At 47.9% G+C, this 18,096-nt stretch carries 17 protein-coding genes; 9 read left to right on the forward strand and 8 right to left on the reverse strand.

The features are described from left to right. Window positions 1–16: 16 nt before the first annotated feature. Window positions 17–1,390 (forward strand): histidine phosphatase family protein, encoded by a 1,374-nt coding sequence (locus NDA01_RS20505; protein WP_348229415.1) that lies wholly within the window; start codon window positions 17–19, stop codon window positions 1,388–1,390. Window positions 1,391–1,403: 13 nt separating this feature from the next. Next, on the forward strand, window positions 1,404–2,666 hold the full coding sequence (locus NDA01_RS20510) for a dihydroorotase (RefSeq protein ID WP_348229416.1): 1,263 nt from the start codon (window positions 1,404–1,406) through the stop codon (window positions 2,664–2,666). A 4-nt stretch (window positions 2,667–2,670) separates the two neighbouring features. On the opposite strand, the gene lepB is transcribed toward NDA01_RS20510, so the two are convergent. Next, entirely contained in the window at window positions 2,671–3,273 is a 603-nt protein-coding gene (gene lepB, locus NDA01_RS20515; RefSeq protein WP_190437923.1) for a signal peptidase I, read from the reverse strand. 568 nt (window positions 3,274–3,841) lie between these two features. On the opposite strand from lepB, the gene NDA01_RS31950 reads away from it, so the two are divergent. The 3 genes from NDA01_RS31950 to NDA01_RS20530 all read left to right on the forward strand — a co-directional run bounded on the left by NDA01_RS31950 (window position 3,842) and on the right by NDA01_RS20530 (window position 7,478). Next, the gene (locus NDA01_RS31950) at window positions 3,842–4,465 is read left to right on the forward strand and encodes an amidohydrolase family protein (RefSeq protein WP_431193474.1); all 624 of its coding nucleotides are present in this window, start codon (window positions 3,842–3,844) and stop codon (window positions 4,463–4,465) included. A 252-nt stretch (window positions 4,466–4,717) separates the two neighbouring features. After that, a complete protein-coding gene (locus NDA01_RS20525; RefSeq protein ID WP_348229417.1) occupies window positions 4,718–6,430 on the forward strand; it encodes a hypothetical protein in 1,713 nt (570 codons plus the stop codon). A 55-nt stretch (window positions 6,431–6,485) separates the two neighbouring features. Further along, the gene (locus tag NDA01_RS20530; protein ID WP_348229418.1) at window positions 6,486–7,478 is read left to right on the forward strand and encodes a pentapeptide repeat-containing protein; all 993 of its coding nucleotides are present in this window, start codon (window positions 6,486–6,488) and stop codon (window positions 7,476–7,478) included. Between the two features lie 16 nt (window positions 7,479–7,494). On the opposite strand, the gene dnaB is transcribed toward NDA01_RS20530, so the two are convergent. From dnaB to gloB, 3 genes are all read right to left on the reverse strand, one after another. Continuing rightward, on the reverse strand, window positions 7,495–8,850 hold the full coding sequence (gene dnaB / locus NDA01_RS20535; RefSeq protein WP_190562469.1) for a replicative DNA helicase: 1,356 nt from the start codon (window positions 8,848–8,850) through the stop codon (window positions 7,495–7,497). A gap of 177 nt (window positions 8,851–9,027) precedes the next feature. Beyond that, window positions 9,028–9,486: a 50S ribosomal protein L9 gene (gene rplI, locus NDA01_RS20540; protein ID WP_190437916.1), complete on the reverse strand. Its 459-nt coding sequence runs from the start codon at window positions 9,484–9,486 to the stop codon at window positions 9,028–9,030. 182 nt (window positions 9,487–9,668) lie between these two features. Beyond that, entirely contained in the window at window positions 9,669–10,442 is a 774-nt protein-coding gene (gene gloB / locus NDA01_RS20545; protein WP_348229419.1) for a hydroxyacylglutathione hydrolase, read from the reverse strand. Window positions 10,443–10,703: 261 nt separating this feature from the next. Here gloB and NDA01_RS20550 point away from each other — a divergent pair, with 261 nt between their 5' ends. Both NDA01_RS20550 and NDA01_RS20555 read left to right on the forward strand, forming a co-directional pair. Then, a complete protein-coding gene (locus NDA01_RS20550) occupies window positions 10,704–10,910 on the forward strand; it encodes a hypothetical protein (RefSeq protein ID WP_348229420.1) in 207 nt (68 codons plus the stop codon). A gap of 40 nt (window positions 10,911–10,950) precedes the next feature. Next, the gene (locus NDA01_RS20555; RefSeq protein ID WP_348229421.1) at window positions 10,951–12,132 is read left to right on the forward strand and encodes a glycosyltransferase family 4 protein; all 1,182 of its coding nucleotides are present in this window, start codon (window positions 10,951–10,953) and stop codon (window positions 12,130–12,132) included. A 124-nt stretch (window positions 12,133–12,256) separates the two neighbouring features. Here NDA01_RS20555 and NDA01_RS20560 read toward each other — a convergent pair whose 3' ends face one another. Together NDA01_RS20560 and NDA01_RS20565 are read right to left on the reverse strand one after the other, a co-directional pair. After that, window positions 12,257–12,820: an FKBP-type peptidyl-prolyl cis-trans isomerase gene (locus NDA01_RS20560; RefSeq protein ID WP_348229422.1), complete on the reverse strand. Its 564-nt coding sequence runs from the start codon at window positions 12,818–12,820 to the stop codon at window positions 12,257–12,259. Window positions 12,821–12,939: 119 nt separating this feature from the next. After that, window positions 12,940–13,263, reverse strand: a complete 324-nt coding sequence (locus tag NDA01_RS20565; protein ID WP_190437905.1) for a phasin family protein — start codon at window positions 13,261–13,263, stop codon at window positions 12,940–12,942. A gap of 285 nt (window positions 13,264–13,548) precedes the next feature. On the opposite strand from NDA01_RS20565, the gene NDA01_RS20570 reads away from it, so the two are divergent. After that, on the forward strand, window positions 13,549–13,857 hold the full coding sequence (locus tag NDA01_RS20570) for a TIGR03792 family protein (RefSeq protein ID WP_190437902.1): 309 nt from the start codon (window positions 13,549–13,551) through the stop codon (window positions 13,855–13,857). Window positions 13,858–13,939: 82 nt separating this feature from the next. Then, window positions 13,940–14,305: a zinc ribbon domain-containing protein gene (locus tag NDA01_RS20575; protein ID WP_348229423.1), complete on the forward strand. Its 366-nt coding sequence runs from the start codon at window positions 13,940–13,942 to the stop codon at window positions 14,303–14,305. 64 nt (window positions 14,306–14,369) lie between these two features. On the opposite strand, the gene nblS is transcribed toward NDA01_RS20575, so the two are convergent. After that, complete coding sequence (gene nblS, locus NDA01_RS20580) at window positions 14,370–16,373, reverse strand: two-component system sensor histidine kinase NblS (protein ID WP_431193475.1); 2,004 nt, start codon at window positions 16,371–16,373, stop codon at window positions 14,370–14,372. Window positions 16,374–16,543: 170 nt separating this feature from the next. Continuing rightward, entirely contained in the window at window positions 16,544–17,836 is a 1,293-nt protein-coding gene (purD, locus tag NDA01_RS20585; RefSeq protein ID WP_348229424.1) for a phosphoribosylamine--glycine ligase, read from the reverse strand. Window positions 17,837–18,096: the final 260 nt, after the last annotated feature.

Here is an 18,096-nt window from a genome sequence, read left to right on the forward strand (position 1 = left end):
CCCTGCCCTGATTTGATTGGAGGATAAAGCCCTGAGTACTCGTGTCATTCTTGTGCGCCACGGTGAGAGTAGCTATAACGTTGAGCGCCGTGTTCAGGGTCACTGTGACCAATCAACCTTAACTGAAACAGGTCGTGCTGCGGCTCAAAAAGTTGGGGCAGCTTTGAGTGGCCTCACCTTCGATGCAGTGTATAGCAGTCCGCTGAAACGAGCGAAAGAAACAGCTCAGCTAGCGCTTTCCTGCTTTCCGACGGCTACTCATTATCCTCCCGAAATCCAGCTAACCGACAACCTCAAGGAAATTAATCTGGTGCTCTGGGAAGGCATATTGTTTGATGAGGTCGAAGCCAAATTCCCCGAGGATATCCAGTTGTGGCGAGACCAACCGCATAAACTACGGATGGAAATCCCTGGACCGAACGGCACAGTTGATTTCTTTCCAGTCCCAGCGCTTTACGAACAAGCTCGACAGTTTTGGCAAGAAGTTTTACCTCGGCATGGGGACCAAACAATTCTGGTTGTTGCTCACAGCGGCATTAATCGAGCTTTGATCAGCACTGCCATTGGTCTAGATTGCGATCGCTACCAATCTTTGCAGCAATCTAACTGCGGCATTACAGTCTTAAACTTTGCCGGTGGCTTAGACGCGCCTGTGCAGGTAGAGTCTTTGAACTTGACCGCCCACTTTGGCGAGCCGTTGCCAAAGCGTCGCACTGGTCAAAAGGGACCCCGCCTCTTGCTAGTGCGGCACGGAGAAACGGAATGGAATCGGCAGAAACGCTTCCAAGGTCAAATTGATGTCCCACTCAATGACAATGGGCGCGAACAAGCTCGACAAGCAGCTGAGTTTTTGCGCTCCATTAGCATTGATGCGGCGGTGAGTAGCTCAATGCAGCGGCCCAAAGAAACAGCAGAAATTATTCTGCAACACCACCCCAACATTGAATTAAAACTCGACGATACCTTGCAAGAAATCAGTCATGGTTTGTGGGAAGGCAAGCTAGAATCAGAGATTGAGGCAGAGTTTCCGGGTGAGTTGCAACGCTGGCAAGCGACTCCAGAAGCCGTACAGATGCCTGAAGGTGAGAACCTGCAACAGGTTTGGGATCGGGCGATCGCAGCTTGGAACGCTATTGTCGAAACAGCGGCTGCATCTCCCACCCCCCAAACTGTATTAGTGGTGGCTCATGATGCCATCAACAAGGCCATTTTGTGTCATGTAGCGGGTTTAGGGCCAGAAAACTTCTGGAACTTCAAGCAAGGGAATGGGGCAGTGAGTGTGATTGACTACCCCAAAGGCCCAGCAGGGCAACCTGTCTTGCAAGCGATGAATATTACGTCTCACCTAGCAGGTGGAGTTTTAGACAAAACGGCAGCAGGAGCTTTGTAGGTACGAAGGCATCATGACTAATGAACTGCTCCAACAAGTCCGGGTCTTAGATCCTGCGGCGATGACTGATCGCGTGGCCGATGTCTTGATTGTCGATGGCAAGATTGAGGCGATCGCAGACTCTATCCCTGAGTGGCCCGCCAATACTCAGGTCCGAGATAGCCAAGGCATGATCTTAGGGCCAGGGTTAGTCGATTTATACAGCCACTCTGGCGAGCCCGGATTTGAGGATAGGGAAACCCTACGTTCTTTGCAGCAGGCCGCGATCGCGGGTGGCTTCACGCGCCTAAATATCCTGCCTGACACGACTCCCGCCTTAGATAATCCTGCTGGACTCGCCTGGTTGGAAGACAAACGGCAATTTCAGCTTCCAGTCCAAGTGCAGGCATGGGGCGCTTTGACGCTGGGGGTGCAAGGACAACAAATGACCGAGCTAGCCGAACTAGCAGCGGGCGTTGTGGGTTTTGCCGATGGTCGAGCTTTATCCAGTTATGGACTTCTGCGACGGTTACTGGAATACCTCCAGCCATTACAAAAACCTGTGGCGCTTTGGCCTTGCGACCCTAAGCTAACAGGGAATGGGGTGATGCGAGAGGGACCGGAATCAATTCGCTTTGGCTTGCCTGGAAGTCCTGCGATCGCCGAAACCACTGCGATCGCGGCTCTCCTCGAACTCGTTGCAGCGATCGACACCCCTGTGCATATCATGCGGGTCTCGACGGCCCGTAGCGTGGAATTGATTCATGCGGCTAAAGAGCGTGGTCTGCCCATTACGGCCAGCACCACCTGGATGCATTTGTTGCTCAATAGTCAGGCGATTCAAAGCTACGACCCCAACTTACGGCTGGAGCCTCCATTAGGCAACCCAACGGATCAAGCCGCTCTAATTGATGGGGTGAAGCAAGGCGTGTTAGATGCGATCGCGATCGATCACACTCCTTACGCCTACGAAGAAAAAACAGTGGCTTTTGCCGAGGCTCCTCCAGGCGCGATCGGATTAGAGTTAGCACTGCCACTACTATGGCAACGCTTTGTCATGAGTGGTGAATGGACAGCGTTAGAGCTTTGGCGCGTACTCAGCAGCAATCCAGCCAAATGTCTGCAACAGCCTGTCGCCACAGTCGCACCTAGCCAACCTGCTGAACTGGCTTTGTTTGACCCCAGCCAGCCTTGGGTGGTGAACGGGCAGTCTCTTAAGTCTTTATCTATTAACACACCTTGGTTGGGTCAAGAGCTGCTTGGTCAGATTGTGCAAACCTGGTGTTCTAGTCTTTAAAGAATTACTGAGCAGACTTAAGTTCGTAAGCTGGCTCTTGGCCTAACTCTCCAACTCGATTGGGAGGCCAGAAACGCACCACAGCTCGACCAATGATGCGATCGCGAGGGACAAACCCCCAGTAGTGGCTGTCGTAGCTGTTATTGCGGTTATCGCCCAGCACTAAATAAGAGTCAGAAGCTACCTGCACAGGTCCCCACTGATAGCTGGGTTTCTCGTCAATGTACTCTTCTCGCAACGGTTGGTCATTGATATAGACTCGCCCTCCCTTAACTTCTACCTTCTCACCCGGTAGACCAATCACCCGTTTGATGAATGCATCCTTAAAGCCTTGGTCTTTTAAGGTTTGAGTTGGAGAGAACACGACAATATCGCCTCGCTCTAAGCTATGGAAGTGGTAGCTTAATTTATCTACAATCAAGCGATCGTTGATTTGTAGCGTTGGCAGCATTGACCCGGAGGGGATATAGCGCGCTTCAGCGACGAAAGTGCGAATTCCCAAAGCTAAAATGACACTCAGCCCAATGGTTTTGAGTCCCTCTAACCAAGGATTTTCAACTTGTGGTTGGGTATTTTCGTCAGACGCTTGATTCTGCACACGAGTCATAGGTGTTTACTTACCAAGGAAAAGAGCGGTATCAATTCAGAGTTATAAGCGTTACTCAGACTACCAGCCTATCAATTCAATCCAACAAATGGGTTTGATACTGCCATGTAACGATGGGGAGCTTGTAAAACTCTGACATAAAAATCGATATTTAGACACGCATCAAATTACGTTATCTTAGCCAGTTGCTTATCTCACAAACGGTTAGCACCATGCATTCTGCCTCTCATTTACTCATTCGTCAGGCCCAAGTGCTCCTACCCAGCGGTGAACTCATGGTAGGAGATGTACAAATCGAGGGGGGGACTATTGTTCAGGTGGCACCCGACCTCTCCGACACGATCAATAGCTCAGTCAGCCAGGAAATAATAGACGCTCAAGGACTCACTTTGTTGCCAGGAGTGATTGACCCGCAAGTTCTACTTCCGCGAACCAGGTTTGGAACACAAGGAAGATTTATTTACCAGCGATTCATTCCACCATCCAAGATAATCAAGCGGCTCTGCTCGCCACCCAACTCGCGCTCAAGTTATCCCAGAAATATCAGCGTCGCCTCCATATTCTGCACATGTCCACTGGAGAAGAGGCAGAACTGCTACGTCGAGAGAAACCCGATTGGGTTACGGCAGAAGTGACACCCCAACACTTGCTGATGAATACAGGTGCCTACGCCAAGATTGGCGCTGTGGCCCAGATGAATCCACCCCTGCGATCGTCCCACGACAATGAGGTGCTGTGGCAAGCCTTATTCGATGGTGTAATTGACTTTATTGCCACTGACCACGCTCCTCACACCTTAGAAGAAAAAGCCCAAACCTACGCCAACACACCTTCAGGCATGCCAGGAGTTGAAACCTCGCCACCTCTGATGTTGACTCAAGCTAAAGCGGGACGCTGCACTGTGGCTCAAGTGGCTCATTGGATGTCCACAGCCGTTACCAAGGCTTACGGAATTCCGAAAAAAGGCGCGATCGCTCCAGGTTACGATGCTAACCTCGTACTTGTTGACCTAGAAAACTACGCTCCAGTACGGCGTGAAACGCTTCAAACCAAGTGTCGCTGGAGTCCCTTTGAAGGTTGGGAGTTAACAGGCTGGCCTGTAACGACTATTGTGGGAGGCCAAGTGGTTTATGACCACGGGAAGCTGAACACAGAAGTCCGGGGTCAAGCATTGACCTTCAGCGAAACTTGAAGAATTCACTAACGTCTAATCCGGACAGGGAGCCACAAATTCAGTAGTTGCGGTTTGCACAACCCTGGAAACTTTAAAGAGATGGTGTAGTCAAACTGCAACTGCTAGAGCTGGAGTTAATTCCAGATAAACTCCTATTGGTGACGTACCAAGTTCATCTAAGTAACTGGGCATGCTTAAGGTAAAGAATTCCATTAAGTTCTCCCTTGAGCTGTCTCGGCTCGCTTAGGTGCATTTTTCCAAACAGAAATCATGGCAAATACAGAGCTGCTACATTCGATCGCCCATGACCTAGAACAGCATCCAAACTCAATTCGGATTAAAAAGCTAATTTTTTATATTTGCAAAAATGTTTGGGAAAACAGTTTAGATATTATTAACTCTCATTCTCTAAAAAATCTTATTCAAGAATTAGTTAGCCTTCATCCCACTTCCAGTGTTCTCAATTCTCATCTAGCCAGGGTCGCTCAAGGTTTGAGTAAACCAGCAGAATACGGTTTAATTGCCAATCTTATTTTCCAAAAAACTAAAAATCTTTATTGCGAGATCCCATTAGAGTCAAATATTACCTCGAAGCAACAAGAGGCCCTTAGAGTCGCTGATAGGCTTGCTCAAGACAAAAACTCAATTAGAATCAAAAAAATCCTCACTTATATTTGCAAAAATATTTGGGAGAATAACTTAGATCAGCTCCAGCAATACCACTGGCAAGAGTTAATCGAAGAGTCTTTGGAGCTAGCACCAACTCTAGAGAGTCTAGAGCTAATACTTAACAGTATTGTAAGAACCCTTAATCGCCAAACCGAATATTCTCTGGTTGCGAGTAGTATTATTAATTGTTTCAGTACTTTATATCCTGAGAAGTCAGCTTCAACTCAGTTAATGAGTGACAACGGCGATACACAAATAGTTATTCACACTGAGCAGACGAATTTGGTAGTTGAGCCTCAATTTGCTCAAAAAGCTTATTCCAAAGAGTCAACTTGTTACACACAAGTTTCCTCCCATCTAGAAGCTCAACCAGAGAAGATTCGGATCAAAAAGCTAATTCTTTGCGTCTGTAGGAATTATTGGGAGAATGATCCAAGCAAGCTACAAGCAATACCCCTAGAAGTTTTAATTGCCGAGCTACATGCGATCGCTGGCACCCTCACTGATCTAAAACTACTTTTAAGCAGTGTTGTTAGTACCTTAAACCGGAAAGCAGAATACTTTTTAATTGCCGATACAATCACTCAGTCTCTTGAAGCTCTCTACTGCCAATCCATTAATTCATTCCCACTAGCTCTGCCTTCAAGTAATCAAGCTGAGGCTAGTTTCACCCAACCAATAGATCAACATTCAGCTTCTCAGGTAACGCGATCGCTAGGAACAGAAGCAGAGCTAGCTCAAAGTGCATATGATCCCTTTGAACTAAGGCTCGAAATCATGAAATATACCAATCCTCTTCGAGCCAAAATTTTGCTCTTTTCAGTACTTCAGCATAAGTTCTCTTTTAGCGCTTCTGATTGGTCAGCTCTCAAAGCTTGTGAATTTGATTATTTACTACAACAACTATTTGAACAGTGTGAAACCCTGTCCACCCTTGAATCTCGGCTAGAGATCATTGCCAGTTGCTTAGAAGATCCCTATGAGTACAATCAGGCGGCGGGAGCCATCATTCAGTGCGTTCAACCCTTTTATTCACTCATACAACGCCAGCCGAAACTTAGTTCAGCTGCGTCTATATCATCACCAATTTACTCAGAGCATTTCTCGCCTGAGCAAACCAGGATTAAGTTCAATTTTGAAGAAACCCTCTTAACTTCTGGCCATGTTGATACCAGTGTAGAGACCGAGCAGACTTGCCAGTTTAGTTCTACTGTAAAACCCCTTTTTAAGGATGAAGCGCGATCGCTAGATGACTTAGATCAAACCTGCGAATTATCGTCTACATTAGCTCCTAAAATATCAGCTCAAAGCTGAAATAAAATTGCTGATTAGGATGAGGCTTTGGCATAAATAATTACAAGTAACTTCTATGAACGCAGATGAATTAATTGGGCGATATGCTGCTGGTGAGCTTGACTTTAACGCCTTGAGTTTGAGCGGCATTAACTTAAACGGAGCTGATTTAATTGGAATTAACCTCTCTAAAAGTGATTTGCAGGGTGCATCATTCATTTTTGCGTACCTCAGTCGAGCTAATTTAAGTCAAGCCAACTTAATAGGTACAAAACTGAGTGGGACTAACCTCAACCAAGCAGATCTACACCGAGCTAACCTTCATGATACTGATCTGCATGGTGCTAGCTTGCAAGCTGCGGATCTACGCAGTGCTGACATTACTTTGGCTAATTTACTCGATGCCAATTTAATTGATGCTGATCTACGCAATGCCAACTTAAGCGGTGCGAATCTCACAGGTGCTTGTCTACGAGGAGCTAATTTTCGCCAAGAGAACCGTCAATATGTTGCTAATCTGAGAGGCGCAAACTTAGCTAAAACCGATCTGAGAGGTGTTAATTTAACAGGTGCTGACCTAGCAAGAGTGAACCTGCGCGGCGCAAACTTGAGCGAGGCTATGTTAAGAGGTGTTGATCTGAGTGAAGCAGATCTCACAGGTGCCATTCTCAGTGGCACTTTTCTCACAGAGGCTCAACTCAGCGGTGCCATTCTAGTCGGAGCAAACTTGGTCAACGCCAAACTGGAGCGAGCTACATTATGCGACGTTGATCTAACAGGCGCGAATCTACATAACGCCATCTTGCCTGATACCAAGCTGAGCAAGGCTAAATTAGAGCAAGCTAATCTCACTGCTGCGAAGTTGAGTCGAGCCGACTTAAGCCGTACAAACCTTCGCCATGCTAACTTGACTGACGCTAACTTGATTGATGCCTATTTAGCGAGAGCCGATTTGAGTTACGCCAATCTGACTGATGCCAACTTGGTCCGAGCCGAGCTCAGTAGCACCAATTTAATGAATGCCAACCTCAAGGGAGCCAAAATGCCTGACGGCAAAGTTAATAGCTAAATTAGCTTGATGAACTTTAGGGGCGGTTAGGAGAAGCCAAGTTACGAAAACAGGTGAACTGCGGCTCAAATAGCAGTTTTACCGTTCCGACCGGACCATTACGATGCTTGGTAATAATCACCTCAGCAATTCCGCGATCGGGTGTATCTGGGTTATAGTACTCGTCGCGATAAATCATCATAATCAAATCCGCGTCCTGCTCGATCGATCCCGACTCCCTCAGGTCAGACATCATGGGTCGCTTGTTAGTCCGAGATTCCACACCTCGGCTTAACTGCGATAAGGCAATCACTGGAACACCGAGTTCCCGTGCTAAACCTTTCAGTCCGCGAGTTACTTTCGACAACTCTTGAACTCGGTTGTCTGAGCCACTACCCTCCATTAACTGCAAGTAATCGATCAAGATAAGTCCCAAGGGTTTTCCATTCTCTGCCTGCAAGCGACGGGCCTTGGAGCGCATCTCGGTCACACTGATGTCCGGCGTATCATCGATGTAAACATTTAGCTGTGACAATGTGCTGATGGCGTGCCCCAAAGGTTCCCATTCAGTCTGGCTGATCCGCCCAGAGCGTAAACGCCCGCTCTCAATGCGAGACTCACTGGAAAGTAAGCGGTAAACCAACTGCTCCTTGGACATCTCCAAACTAAAAACTGCTACGGGTAGCTTGTGAAACGCGGAAATGTTTCGAGCAATATTTAAGACGAAGCTAGTTTTCCCCATTGACGGACGACCCGCCACAATTACCAAATCCGATCGCTGGAAACCTTGAGTCATGGCATCCAGGTCGTAAAAGCCACAAGCGATCCCTGGCATCACCATGCCTAAAGAGCGGCTTTCAATGTCGGAAAAAGTGTCTGTGAGAATATCGGAAGTGGGGACTAGACCTTGTTGCGGGCGGTCTTGAGTGATGCTAAAAACTTTTTGCTCAGATTGGTCAAGGATCTTGACTAGTTCGCTATTAGTTTCATAACCAAGCTGCGCGATCTCTGTGCCAACTTGAATCAACTTGCGGCGCAAGAACTTATCCATGACCAGGGAGGCATACTGATCAATGTTGACGGCGCTGATCGTGCGATCTACTAGTTGAGCAAGTCGGCTTTGCCCGCCTACTTTTTCTAGCAGGCTGTGATCTTGCAGCCAACTTGTGAGGCTCATGAGGTCGGTCGGCTTACCTTGGCTATGGAGCGTGACTGCTGTTCGATAGATTTCTTGATGCGCACTAATGTAAAACGCCTCAGGCCGCAGAATATCAATCACTCGATTGATAGCTTCTGGGTCGAGCAAGATACCACCTAAGATGGCTTCTTCCGCATCAATGTTTTGCGGGGGCAAGCGATCGCTCAGCGGTTGGAAACTTAAGTCGTGAACCATAACAGGGACAACTGTAAAAAGGTTTGGATCAAATGAGACGGATGAGTAGCTGACTCACCCGTCCTACACTGAAGAACAAAACTGGTCAGTTGCAGCCTCTATGGGGCCTCACACACTAGCCTGTTATGTATATCAGAATTCTACCGACTCCAAGCGGCAAGAATTAGCTAACCAGCATTAGCTAGCAACGACTTCAATCTCCACTACAGCGCTCACATCAGGATGCAGTTTGATTTCTGCTCTGTAAGTTCCGACCTTATTAATATCGGGCAGCGAAATTTCGCGGCGATCGACATCTTCACCTGTCGCTGCCTGAATTGCTTCTACGACTTCACGAGCTGTAACCGTACCGAAGATGGCATCGCCTTCACCCACCTGCTTCTGAATGGTGAGACGAGTTGCCTTCTCTAGAACTGCTTTTTGCGTTTCAGCTTGCTGCTTTTGTTCCAGCAATAGCACACGCTCTTTCTCTTTACGACGCTCTACTTGCTTAAGAATGCCAGGGTTGGTCTTAACAGCAAAGCCTTGAGGAATCAAGTAATTGCGGGCGTAGCCGGGAGCGACTTCTACCAGATCACCTGTTCTCCCTAGCTTGCTAACATCCCGATTTAAAACTAACTGAACACGTTTCGCCATGATCTTTCCTGTGATTAACTGTGCGTACCTTGGGAGGTGTTGTCGCTGTCGTCAGAACACTTTATCGTATCGAAATGTGAGGAGCGATCGCAAGTTTAGCGACCATCTAATTTCTGTCAACTCCTAGCATCCCCTCACATTTCGTTTTGCCCAGTCACCTTTAGTACAGGTGCCACTATTCTCTAAAACTGCTCCTTAAGTTGCCGTAAACGCGCAAAAGTTTCCACTTGCTCAGCCATCTTGACGGCTTGTTGAATCCGGGGCACATCCCAGCGCAGGAAAGGATTTGTGCGTTTTTCCAAACCCAAATTTGAGGGTACAGTCGCTTCCGAACGCTGACGCATTGCTTCGACCTCAGCTAAGCGGGTTTGCAAATCTAAGTTAGCGCTCTCCACGCTTAAGGCAAACTGTAAATTCTTTAGGGTATATTCATGGGCGCACCAAACCCTGGTGTTGTCTGGCAAAGCTCGCAACTTGCTTAAAGATTGCACCATTTGCGCCGGAGTCCCCTCAAACAAGCGACCACAACCGCCTGCAAAAAGTGTATCCCCACAAAATAGCTCTCCTGCGTCCTCGGGGTTGATAGGTGGAAAGTAATAGGCGATGTGGGCGCGGGTATGTCCTGGCACAAACAACACTTCTGCTTCTTGGTCTCCAAATGGAACGCGATCGCCTTCTTGCAGAAACTTGTGTTGTCCTGGAATGCGTCCGCGATCGCCCTCCCCTCCATACACGGTTAAGGTGGGAAATTTGCGTAGCAGCTCTACATTTCCACCCACATGATCCCCATGATGGTGAGTATTAAAAATCGCCACTAATTCTGCACCAAGCTGAGCCAGAAACTTTAAGACTGGCTGCGCCTCTGCTGGATCTACCACTGCTGCTATCCCTTGGGCAGGAGCATGCAGGACAAAAATGTAATTATCGGAGAGGGCTGGGAGTCGATAAACTTGCATCAGTCCATTTTCTCATTGGTTTCCCAGAATTGAACGACACTTTAGGCTTAAGTGCCCCTCAAGCGACTCAAGGAATTTGACTATTTATCAATGGGTGGCAATCAACTCACACCTTAATGAGAGAGATTTACACAAATTCACTAAGTCTTCATTGTGTGCTCATTGCAGCTTTGCCAAACCGCTGAGATAAAGCTATGACAATAGCTTTATGAGGACTGCCTCAGCCAAACGTTATTAGACGTATCAGGACAAGTCATACTCATGGTGTGGACAGCGCAAAGTAAATCAAACCTAAGCATAAAAACAATTACAGAGCAAATTATTCAAGCTGGACAGCTGAGCCGCCGAGAGCATTTGCAATTAACTTCTGTAATTCTTTCCGACTCTAAGCTTTCTTCTGAAGACCGACGGCAGATTAACTTAGTTTTTGATTATCTGCAAACGGGTCGCCTCAAACTAGCCGACTAAATCTTCTGGTAGCATCACTGTATTCCATCCTTCTACACTCTTGAGCCCCCAACCCGCTAAAAATCGCCAGAAAATTTCTGTCATTACACCCGACCTATCAGGCGGTGGAGTGACAAGGGCTTATTTGTTGAGCCAAGTTCTACAAAAACTTGATTATGACGTAGAAGTTGTTGGGTTTCTCTTCGGTCCATCCATCTACCCCAATCCACCCATTGGCCTCCCAGTTCATGCATTTCCTGGCTGTAATTATCCAAGGCTACTGAGTCCAGCCAAGCAACTGCTTGATCAGGTGAATGGAGATATTATTTACGCCATCAAGCCTAGGCCCACCAGCTTTGGTATGGCTTTATTGAAGCAATTATTTTCTAAACGTCCAGTCGTCTTAGATATTGATGACTGGGAGCTAAGCTGGTACGGCGGCGACAAATGGGCTTACCGTCCTACGGTGAAACAGTTGGCGAGGGATGTGTTGAAGCCGGAAGGGGCATTAAGACAGCCAGAACACCCCTTGTATTTGAAATGGAGCGAGAATCTGGTCAGTCGGGCGAATGCCATTACTGTAGACACTCAGTTTCTCCAAGATCGGTTTGGCGGCACCTACCTACCCAATGGGAAAGACACGGCTTTATTTGATCCCGAAAAATATGATCTTGAGACGAGCCGGGAGCGCTACGGTCTGTCAGGATACCGAGTGTTGATGTTTCCTGGAACACCTCGTCCTCACAAAGGTTTGGAAGATGTTCTGCTGGCTTTAGAGATGTTGAACGAGCCAGATTTAAGACTCGTGATGGTGGGTGGCCGTAGACCAGACGACTACGATCGCCAACTGGTTGAGCGCTGGGGACAATGGATTATTCAATTGCCGAGATACCCAGTTGAGCAAATGCCTGAAATTGTTGCGGCAGCTCATGTGGTGGTGGTGCCACAGCGGGATACACCAACGGCAAAGGCGCAATTCCCACTCAAGCTAACCGACGGTATGGCAATGGCAAAGCCAATTTTGTCTACCAAGGTTGGTGATATTCCGACTATTTTGGCTGGAGTCGGATACCTAGTTGAGCCTAATTCTCCAGAACAAATTGCTGAGCAACTTCGAGCCATCTTTCAGGACTGGGAGTCAGCTTGCCAATTAGGTTTGAAGGCACGACAAAAGTGCATAGAACACTACAGTACCGATGCAATGGCCTCTACTCTAGAGGAATTGCTTGGGCAGCTGAAGTGATGGAAACCAATAGTTTCTCGAAACCTAAAACCTAAACCCCAACCCCTCCCCTAGGCTCGACAGGCTTTTCAGCTTGGAAGAGATTTGGGAAGAGGTCAGCTCAAATGAAAAAACTTGCCAAGGATTAGCTGATTTTCAGCAGCTCAACATCAAAAATCAAGGTGGCGTTAGGTGGAATCACACCGCCAGCACCACGCGCACCATAACCCAACTCAGCAGGAATCACGAGCTTGCGACGGCCACCGACCTTCATAGTGCCTACGCCTTCATCCCAACCCTTGATTACTTGACCAACTCCAATTTTGAAGCGAAAGGGTTGACCGCGATCGCGAGAGCTATCAAATTTTGTGCCGTCTTCTAAAGTGCCTGTGTAGTGCACTACGACAGTTTGTCCAGTCTGAGGAGTTGCTCCAGTTCCTGCTTCTATTTCGGTGTACTGCAACCCTGAAGGAGTTGTGACGACATCATTACTATCCATTACCACCTCAGTATTTTCGGACTTCTCTGCGTTGTTAGATAGGGGGTTTTGCGCAATTAAGCTGCTGCTCACTGTTTGTGATACTGCTGGTTGGAGTTGAGTGTTTTGCAACTCCCCAGCGATCGCGGAACTGCGACCACTAATCTGCGTGACGACTAGCAGTACACAGCAAGCTAGCATCAGTCCCAAGCTAATTAAAATTTCCCGCAAAATTCAATTCCTCCTAGCAGCGAAAATACAACTAACTTTGCAGCCAGCATCCAGTGCTGTTTCAGGTTAGCGTATGCTTTTCAGTTTAAGCTCTGAGTTGAATACTGCGATCGCCCGTTTTAGCGCCACGACTTATTTTCTAAATCCCGCACTTGCCGCTCCAAGCGATCGAGCCGCCCCCGTAGCTCATCCATTTCAGATTGCTTGGGCACACCCAGATCCTGCAAAACGTTACGAAGCTGTCGCTGCATCTGAGCATCTAAATTGCCCTGCTCCGACTTGAGATGAGTCATCAAGTCATCTGCAAACCTCTTGGCTTGTTCAGGATTGAGTTGTCCTGTTCTCACCCATTCATCGCTGACCTCCCTTAGTTTTTCTGCTACTAGAGAGGTTGTACCCACTCCAATCATCAGTAGCTGCTTAATGAAATTATTGTTGTCCATGCGATTTCTCAGAGTTGTGCGATTGCAACAGTTGTAAATGTAGGCTTTTGTGTAATTAATGAAGTTTTAGTGTTATTCTTCAAACCTGACTGAACCCAGCCTACAGCTTTATTCTGTCAAATCTAAAGCGTTCCTAACCTGCTTTGGCCAACAAAAAACTACTTGCCATCTTTAGGTGTAGGTTGTGGGACTTGAGTTTGCTAGACTCATTCGTTACTTTGTGGCCATCAACGACGACTTAAATTGATTAAATTACTCTATAGGAAACATTAGACTGGCTTGTTTATGGTGATCGAGTGGCTCAAAATCAAGGTTGCTCCTGAAATGCGAGAGCAGTACATCCAAAAAGATGCCGAAATTTGGACTGCGTTTCTCTCTGAGTATCCTGGGTTTTTAGGCAAGGAAGTTTGGATTAATCCAGATAACTCTACAGAAGTTATTTTGGTGATCCGCTGGGCTAGTAGAGAGGCTTGGAAATCTGTGCCTAGCGATCGCTTAGCAGCCATAGAGCAGCAATTCGCCCAACAACTAGCTGGCAGCTACCCCATCATTGAAGCGGGGGAGTATCAGGTACGGAAATTTCCGCAGTCATAAGAGACGATCTCCTTCGAATTCCCTCAAGGCGCTGTAGGGCTTAGGCTAGCATACGAAGAAGACCCGAACGTTCTCTGCTCTAATGCCTGAATGCCCCCGCTGTCATCAAACTGTTAGTTCACAAGCTATCACCTGTCCTGAATGCCACCTGGCGTTGAAAGCTCACGGACATCCTGGGATTCCGTTATATCGAGCTGATGAAGCTACTTATTTATGTGACACTTGCACTTATCACGACGATGACACTTGCAATTTTCCTCAACGACCTTACGCGAAAGAGTGCACACTCTATCAAGATCGCGCCCAAAGCTATGCCACTCTCAGCTCAAGTAAAAGCTACACCAATCAAACCTCTGGCCTCAGTCAGCTCAAAACTTGGATCAAGCGCAATGCTGGCTGGTTAGCACTCGTTGGTTTAGTGGTGGTTAGCTTACTTCTGTCGTTGTAGGTGATTCAAGATTGAATTCACGTTTACTACAGACAGCACGCTTATCGTAGCCCCAGGACGGAGTTTAAGGTAGAGTCGCCGGTACAGATGCCACATTTGCATCAGTCGCGTGGTCCATCGCCGGTAAGCTTTCAAGTAACGAGGCTGCTTCTTGAAAAACAGCTAAGTCAAACCAGAAGGTCGTCCCCACCCCGACTTCACTCACCAAATGTACGGCGCTGTAGTGTTTTTCAATAATATTTCGCACAATCGAAAGCCCTAAACCTGTCCCTTCTAGAGTGTGAACTCGGTTTTCAACCCGGAAGAAACGGTCGAAAATTGCCGCTTGATCTTCTTGATCAATGCCAATTCCCGTATCAGATATTTCAATCCGAACAGTCCGAGGTTGGTTTTGTAAGGCAACTGATTTTAACCGGAACTGCGACTGAAGCACATAAGCTCGAATCGCGACTTTGCCCCCAGACTCAGTAAACTTCAGGGCATTACCGACTAGATTGGCAAACACTTGCAGCAGTAAATCGTAGTTACCCACAACTGCTGGCAAGTCTGGTTCAATTTCGTGGCTGAGTTCGATGCCTTTGTCTCTAGCATTGAGCTGATAAGTTCGTAGCGTCTGCTCAATGGGTTGACTGACATCTACAGCCTCGAAGTGATAGCGTTTACAAGATTCTAGACGCGATAAATCCAACACATCGTTGACTAAACGAGTCAGGCGATCGGTTTCCCGATTAGCCGTTTCTAAGAACTCGCAGCGTTCTTCTTCGGTGAGTTCTTCTCCGTACTCATGCAAGGTTTCAATAAACGATTTGATGTTGAATAGGGGGGTTCTCAATTCGTGAGAAACGTTGCTGATGAACTGGCTCTTAGCTTCATTCAGCTCCACTTCACGGGTAATGTCTTGAACCGTGATCGCTACCCCTTTGACAGTCTCACGATATTGATCAAAGACAGTCGTAAGCAAAATCCGAACGGTACGGCTAGTTGGCTCAAGTAGGGTAATGCGGAATTCTGCTCCTTCGCGATCGCCTGCCGTCAACTGATACAAAGGCCGATTTAACTCGACTTGCACCGACGCTGGTAAATGGTGCAGCACATTGGCCCCAATCAAATTTTTGCCGTCCCAACCAAAAATGCGCCGAGCTGTAGGGTTCACTAGGACGACATGCATACTGGAATCGAGCAGAACCGCGCCATCGGCAATGGTTGAAACCAGGGTTTCCAGTTTCGCTTTTTCGGCTGTCAGCTCCTCAATATTCTGTTCTTCATAGCGCTCTAAGCGCTCTGCCATGTCGTTGAAGCTGAGAATTAATTCACCCAGCTCCCCGCCTAGAGGCAAATCAATTCGCTGCCTAAAGTTGCCAGCTGCAATATTTTTGACACCCACTAGCAATTCTTTAATGGGTTTTGTAATGGTGAGGGCATTAAAAACCGCTCCCAAAATCACCATGACCCAAATCGAGACAAAGACCGCGATCGTCACATCGCGAGTCAGATTGGAAGAAACCACTACGGTTGGGTTAGGGTTAATGCCGATCGCTAAAACTCCCAGATATTTGCCTTCATGCAACAGCGGCACAAAGACATCGGTCACTTCCCCGTCAGGGGTGAGGTGTTGACGCACCATTGGAAGTTCCGAGTGTTCAGCATAGTTATCGGGTAACTGAATGCGTCGCCGAATGGTCAGCGAATTCTGCACTTCCGATTCAGAAAAAGGAATGCCAAAGAAGATATTGCCATCCTCGTCGGCATAGAGCATGTAGCGAATGCTAGAAGTGCTGCTGTAGAAGCGATGAGTGAAGCGAGCCAGCTCTGTCCGGTTATCGTCTGCAATTAGAGGCGCAACGTTGGCTGCCAGTAATAGCCCTAAATCCCGACCAAAGCGAGTATCATTCAACCGGGCATCTTGCTGAATGGTATTCACTGCCCAGAAGGTGAGGCCACTCATAATCAGTGACACCACCAAGGTAGCAGCCGCCATCAGTTTGGTCTGAAGCGTGAACTCAGACCACCAGCGAGCCAAGACTTCTCTAATCGTTTTACAAAGCGCTAGCAAGGTTAATCTACGCAACGAGGACAGTAGCACTCTTTAAGGCTTCCCAGAACCTCCTGTCTTCACAGCTACAGTTCTAATAAAAGCGCTCAAGTACCTATATTTTATACATGTTCCTTGAGGAGATCTGTTTCTCAAGATAGCTCTGCCCTCTAGCTAGATTTCTCAGACTGAAATTGGGAAAATTATCAGCTCAGTGAAGAGCTAGCTGTGCGGACCCGATGCCCAATATCGCGACGGTAGTAAGCTCCTTCAAATTGAATCCGCTCTACCGCTTCGTAGGCATTCGCGATCGCTTGATCAAAGGTGTCCCCAATCGCCGTCACACCCAAGACCCGACCCCCATCACTCAAGATTTTTTGGTGCTTGAGTTGGGTACCTGCATGGAAGACCACGGCTCCGATGCTCTCGGCATCATCCATTCCAGTAATTACTTGGCCTTTCTGATAGGTACCTGGATAACCCCCCGCCGCCATCACGACACAGGCCGAAGCACCGGATTTCCAAGCGATCGGAGGCATCTCTCGCAGGCGTTGCTGGGCACAAGCCATCAGCAGATCTTCTAGGGGAGTTTCTAACAGTGGCAGAATCGTTTGAGTTTCTGGATCACCAAAGCGGCAATTAAATTCCACCACCTTAGGTTCGCCCTCAGGGGTAATCATCAGCCCTGCATAGAGCACACCTCGGTAGTCAATGCCTCGTTGCCGCAGAGTGGCGATCACGGGCTCCAAAACTTCTTGCTGAACTCGGCGCATCAATTCTGGAGTCATAATTGGCGCTGGAGCGTAGGCTCCCATGCCTCCGGTATTCGCTCCAGTGTCACCATCGCCAATGCGCTTGTGGTCTTGCGCCGGGAGCAAGGGCCGAATCGTCAAGCCATCGGTTAAGGCCAACACAGAGACTTCTTGCCCTGTCATAAATTCTTCAATCACGACGCGATGACCCGCCGCGCCAAACTGACCATCAAAGGCTGCGGCGATCGCGGCTTGAGCCTCCTCAACAGTCATGGCTACTGTGACTCCTTTCCCTGCTGCCAAACCATCCGCCTTGACCACAATCGGGGCACCTTGAGCCGCCACATAGGCCTGGGCAGGTTCTGCTTCCGTAAAGACAGTCGCCTGTGCGGTTGGAATGCCTGCCTCGGCCATCAAATCTTTGGCCCAAGCTTTACTCGATTCAATTTGGGCTCCTGCCTGAGTCGGCCCAAATACCTTTATATTTTGCTGCCGTAGGTAATCTGTAATTCCTAAAGATAAGGGCAGTTCAGGACCCACTACCACCAGAGAAATATTATGAACTAGCGCAAAGCGAGCCATCCCCGCAAAGTCCTCTACTTGCAAGGGCAGATTTTGACAACGATTTAAGGTCGCAGTACCACCATTTCCGGGAACACAAACAATCTGCTTCACTCGGTCAGATTGCAAGAGCTTCCAGGCTAAGGCATGCTCACGCCCCCCATTGCCAACAATCAAAATCTTCACGCTATCCTCACTCGCCACGCTTGTATGTGTGCAACCAAAATTCTCAGTGTTTAAGTCAAGCACCCGTCCTAGAGCGCTGACAACTACCTTTACGGGTGGTAACTATATCTGGATTCGTGGATTGTCTATCCAGGTCTTTTAGTCGTAGTCCTCAGCAATTATGCTGTCAAGGATTTCAACTCTTTAGGAAATGGCATGACCTGTAGCACGAATAAGTGCCCATTATCCCATGCCATCCCAGAACTTTAAGGCGTTTTGTT

Source organism: Trichocoleus desertorum AS-A10, assembly GCF_039962155.1.
Taxonomy (GTDB): Bacteria; Cyanobacteriota; Cyanobacteriia; order FACHB-46; family FACHB-46; genus Trichocoleus.

Excerpts from the sequence above, each read along its gene's own strand:
- NDA01_RS20530 (WP_348229418.1), top strand. The coding sequence starts at position 6,486 with ATGAACGCAGATGAATTAATTGGGCGATATGCTGCTGGTGAGCTTGAC.
- gloB (WP_348229419.1), bottom strand. The coding sequence starts at position 10,442 with ATGCAAGTTTATCGACTCCCAGCCCTCTCCGATAATTACATTTTTGTC.
- lepB (WP_190437923.1), bottom strand. The coding sequence starts at position 3,273 with ATGACTCGTGTGCAGAATCAAGCGTCTGACGAAAATACCCAACCACAA.
- NDA01_RS20575 (WP_348229423.1), top strand. The coding sequence starts at position 13,940 with ATGCCTGAATGCCCCCGCTGTCATCAAACTGTTAGTTCACAAGCTATC.
- NDA01_RS20565 (WP_190437905.1), bottom strand. The coding sequence starts at position 13,263 with ATGGACAACAATAATTTCATTAAGCAGCTACTGATGATTGGAGTGGGT.
- NDA01_RS20570 (WP_190437902.1), top strand. The coding sequence starts at position 13,549 with ATGGTGATCGAGTGGCTCAAAATCAAGGTTGCTCCTGAAATGCGAGAG.
- dnaB (WP_190562469.1), bottom strand. The coding sequence starts at position 8,850 with ATGGTTCACGACTTAAGTTTCCAACCGCTGAGCGATCGCTTGCCCCCG.
- NDA01_RS20525 (WP_348229417.1), top strand. The coding sequence starts at position 4,718 with ATGGCAAATACAGAGCTGCTACATTCGATCGCCCATGACCTAGAACAG.
- NDA01_RS31950 (WP_431193474.1), top strand. The coding sequence starts at position 3,842 with ATGTCCACTGGAGAAGAGGCAGAACTGCTACGTCGAGAGAAACCCGAT.
- NDA01_RS20550 (WP_348229420.1), top strand. The coding sequence starts at position 10,704 with ATGGTGTGGACAGCGCAAAGTAAATCAAACCTAAGCATAAAAACAATT.
- rplI (WP_190437916.1), bottom strand. The coding sequence starts at position 9,486 with ATGGCGAAACGTGTTCAGTTAGTTTTAAATCGGGATGTTAGCAAGCTA.
- NDA01_RS20510 (WP_348229416.1), top strand. The coding sequence starts at position 1,404 with ATGACTAATGAACTGCTCCAACAAGTCCGGGTCTTAGATCCTGCGGCG.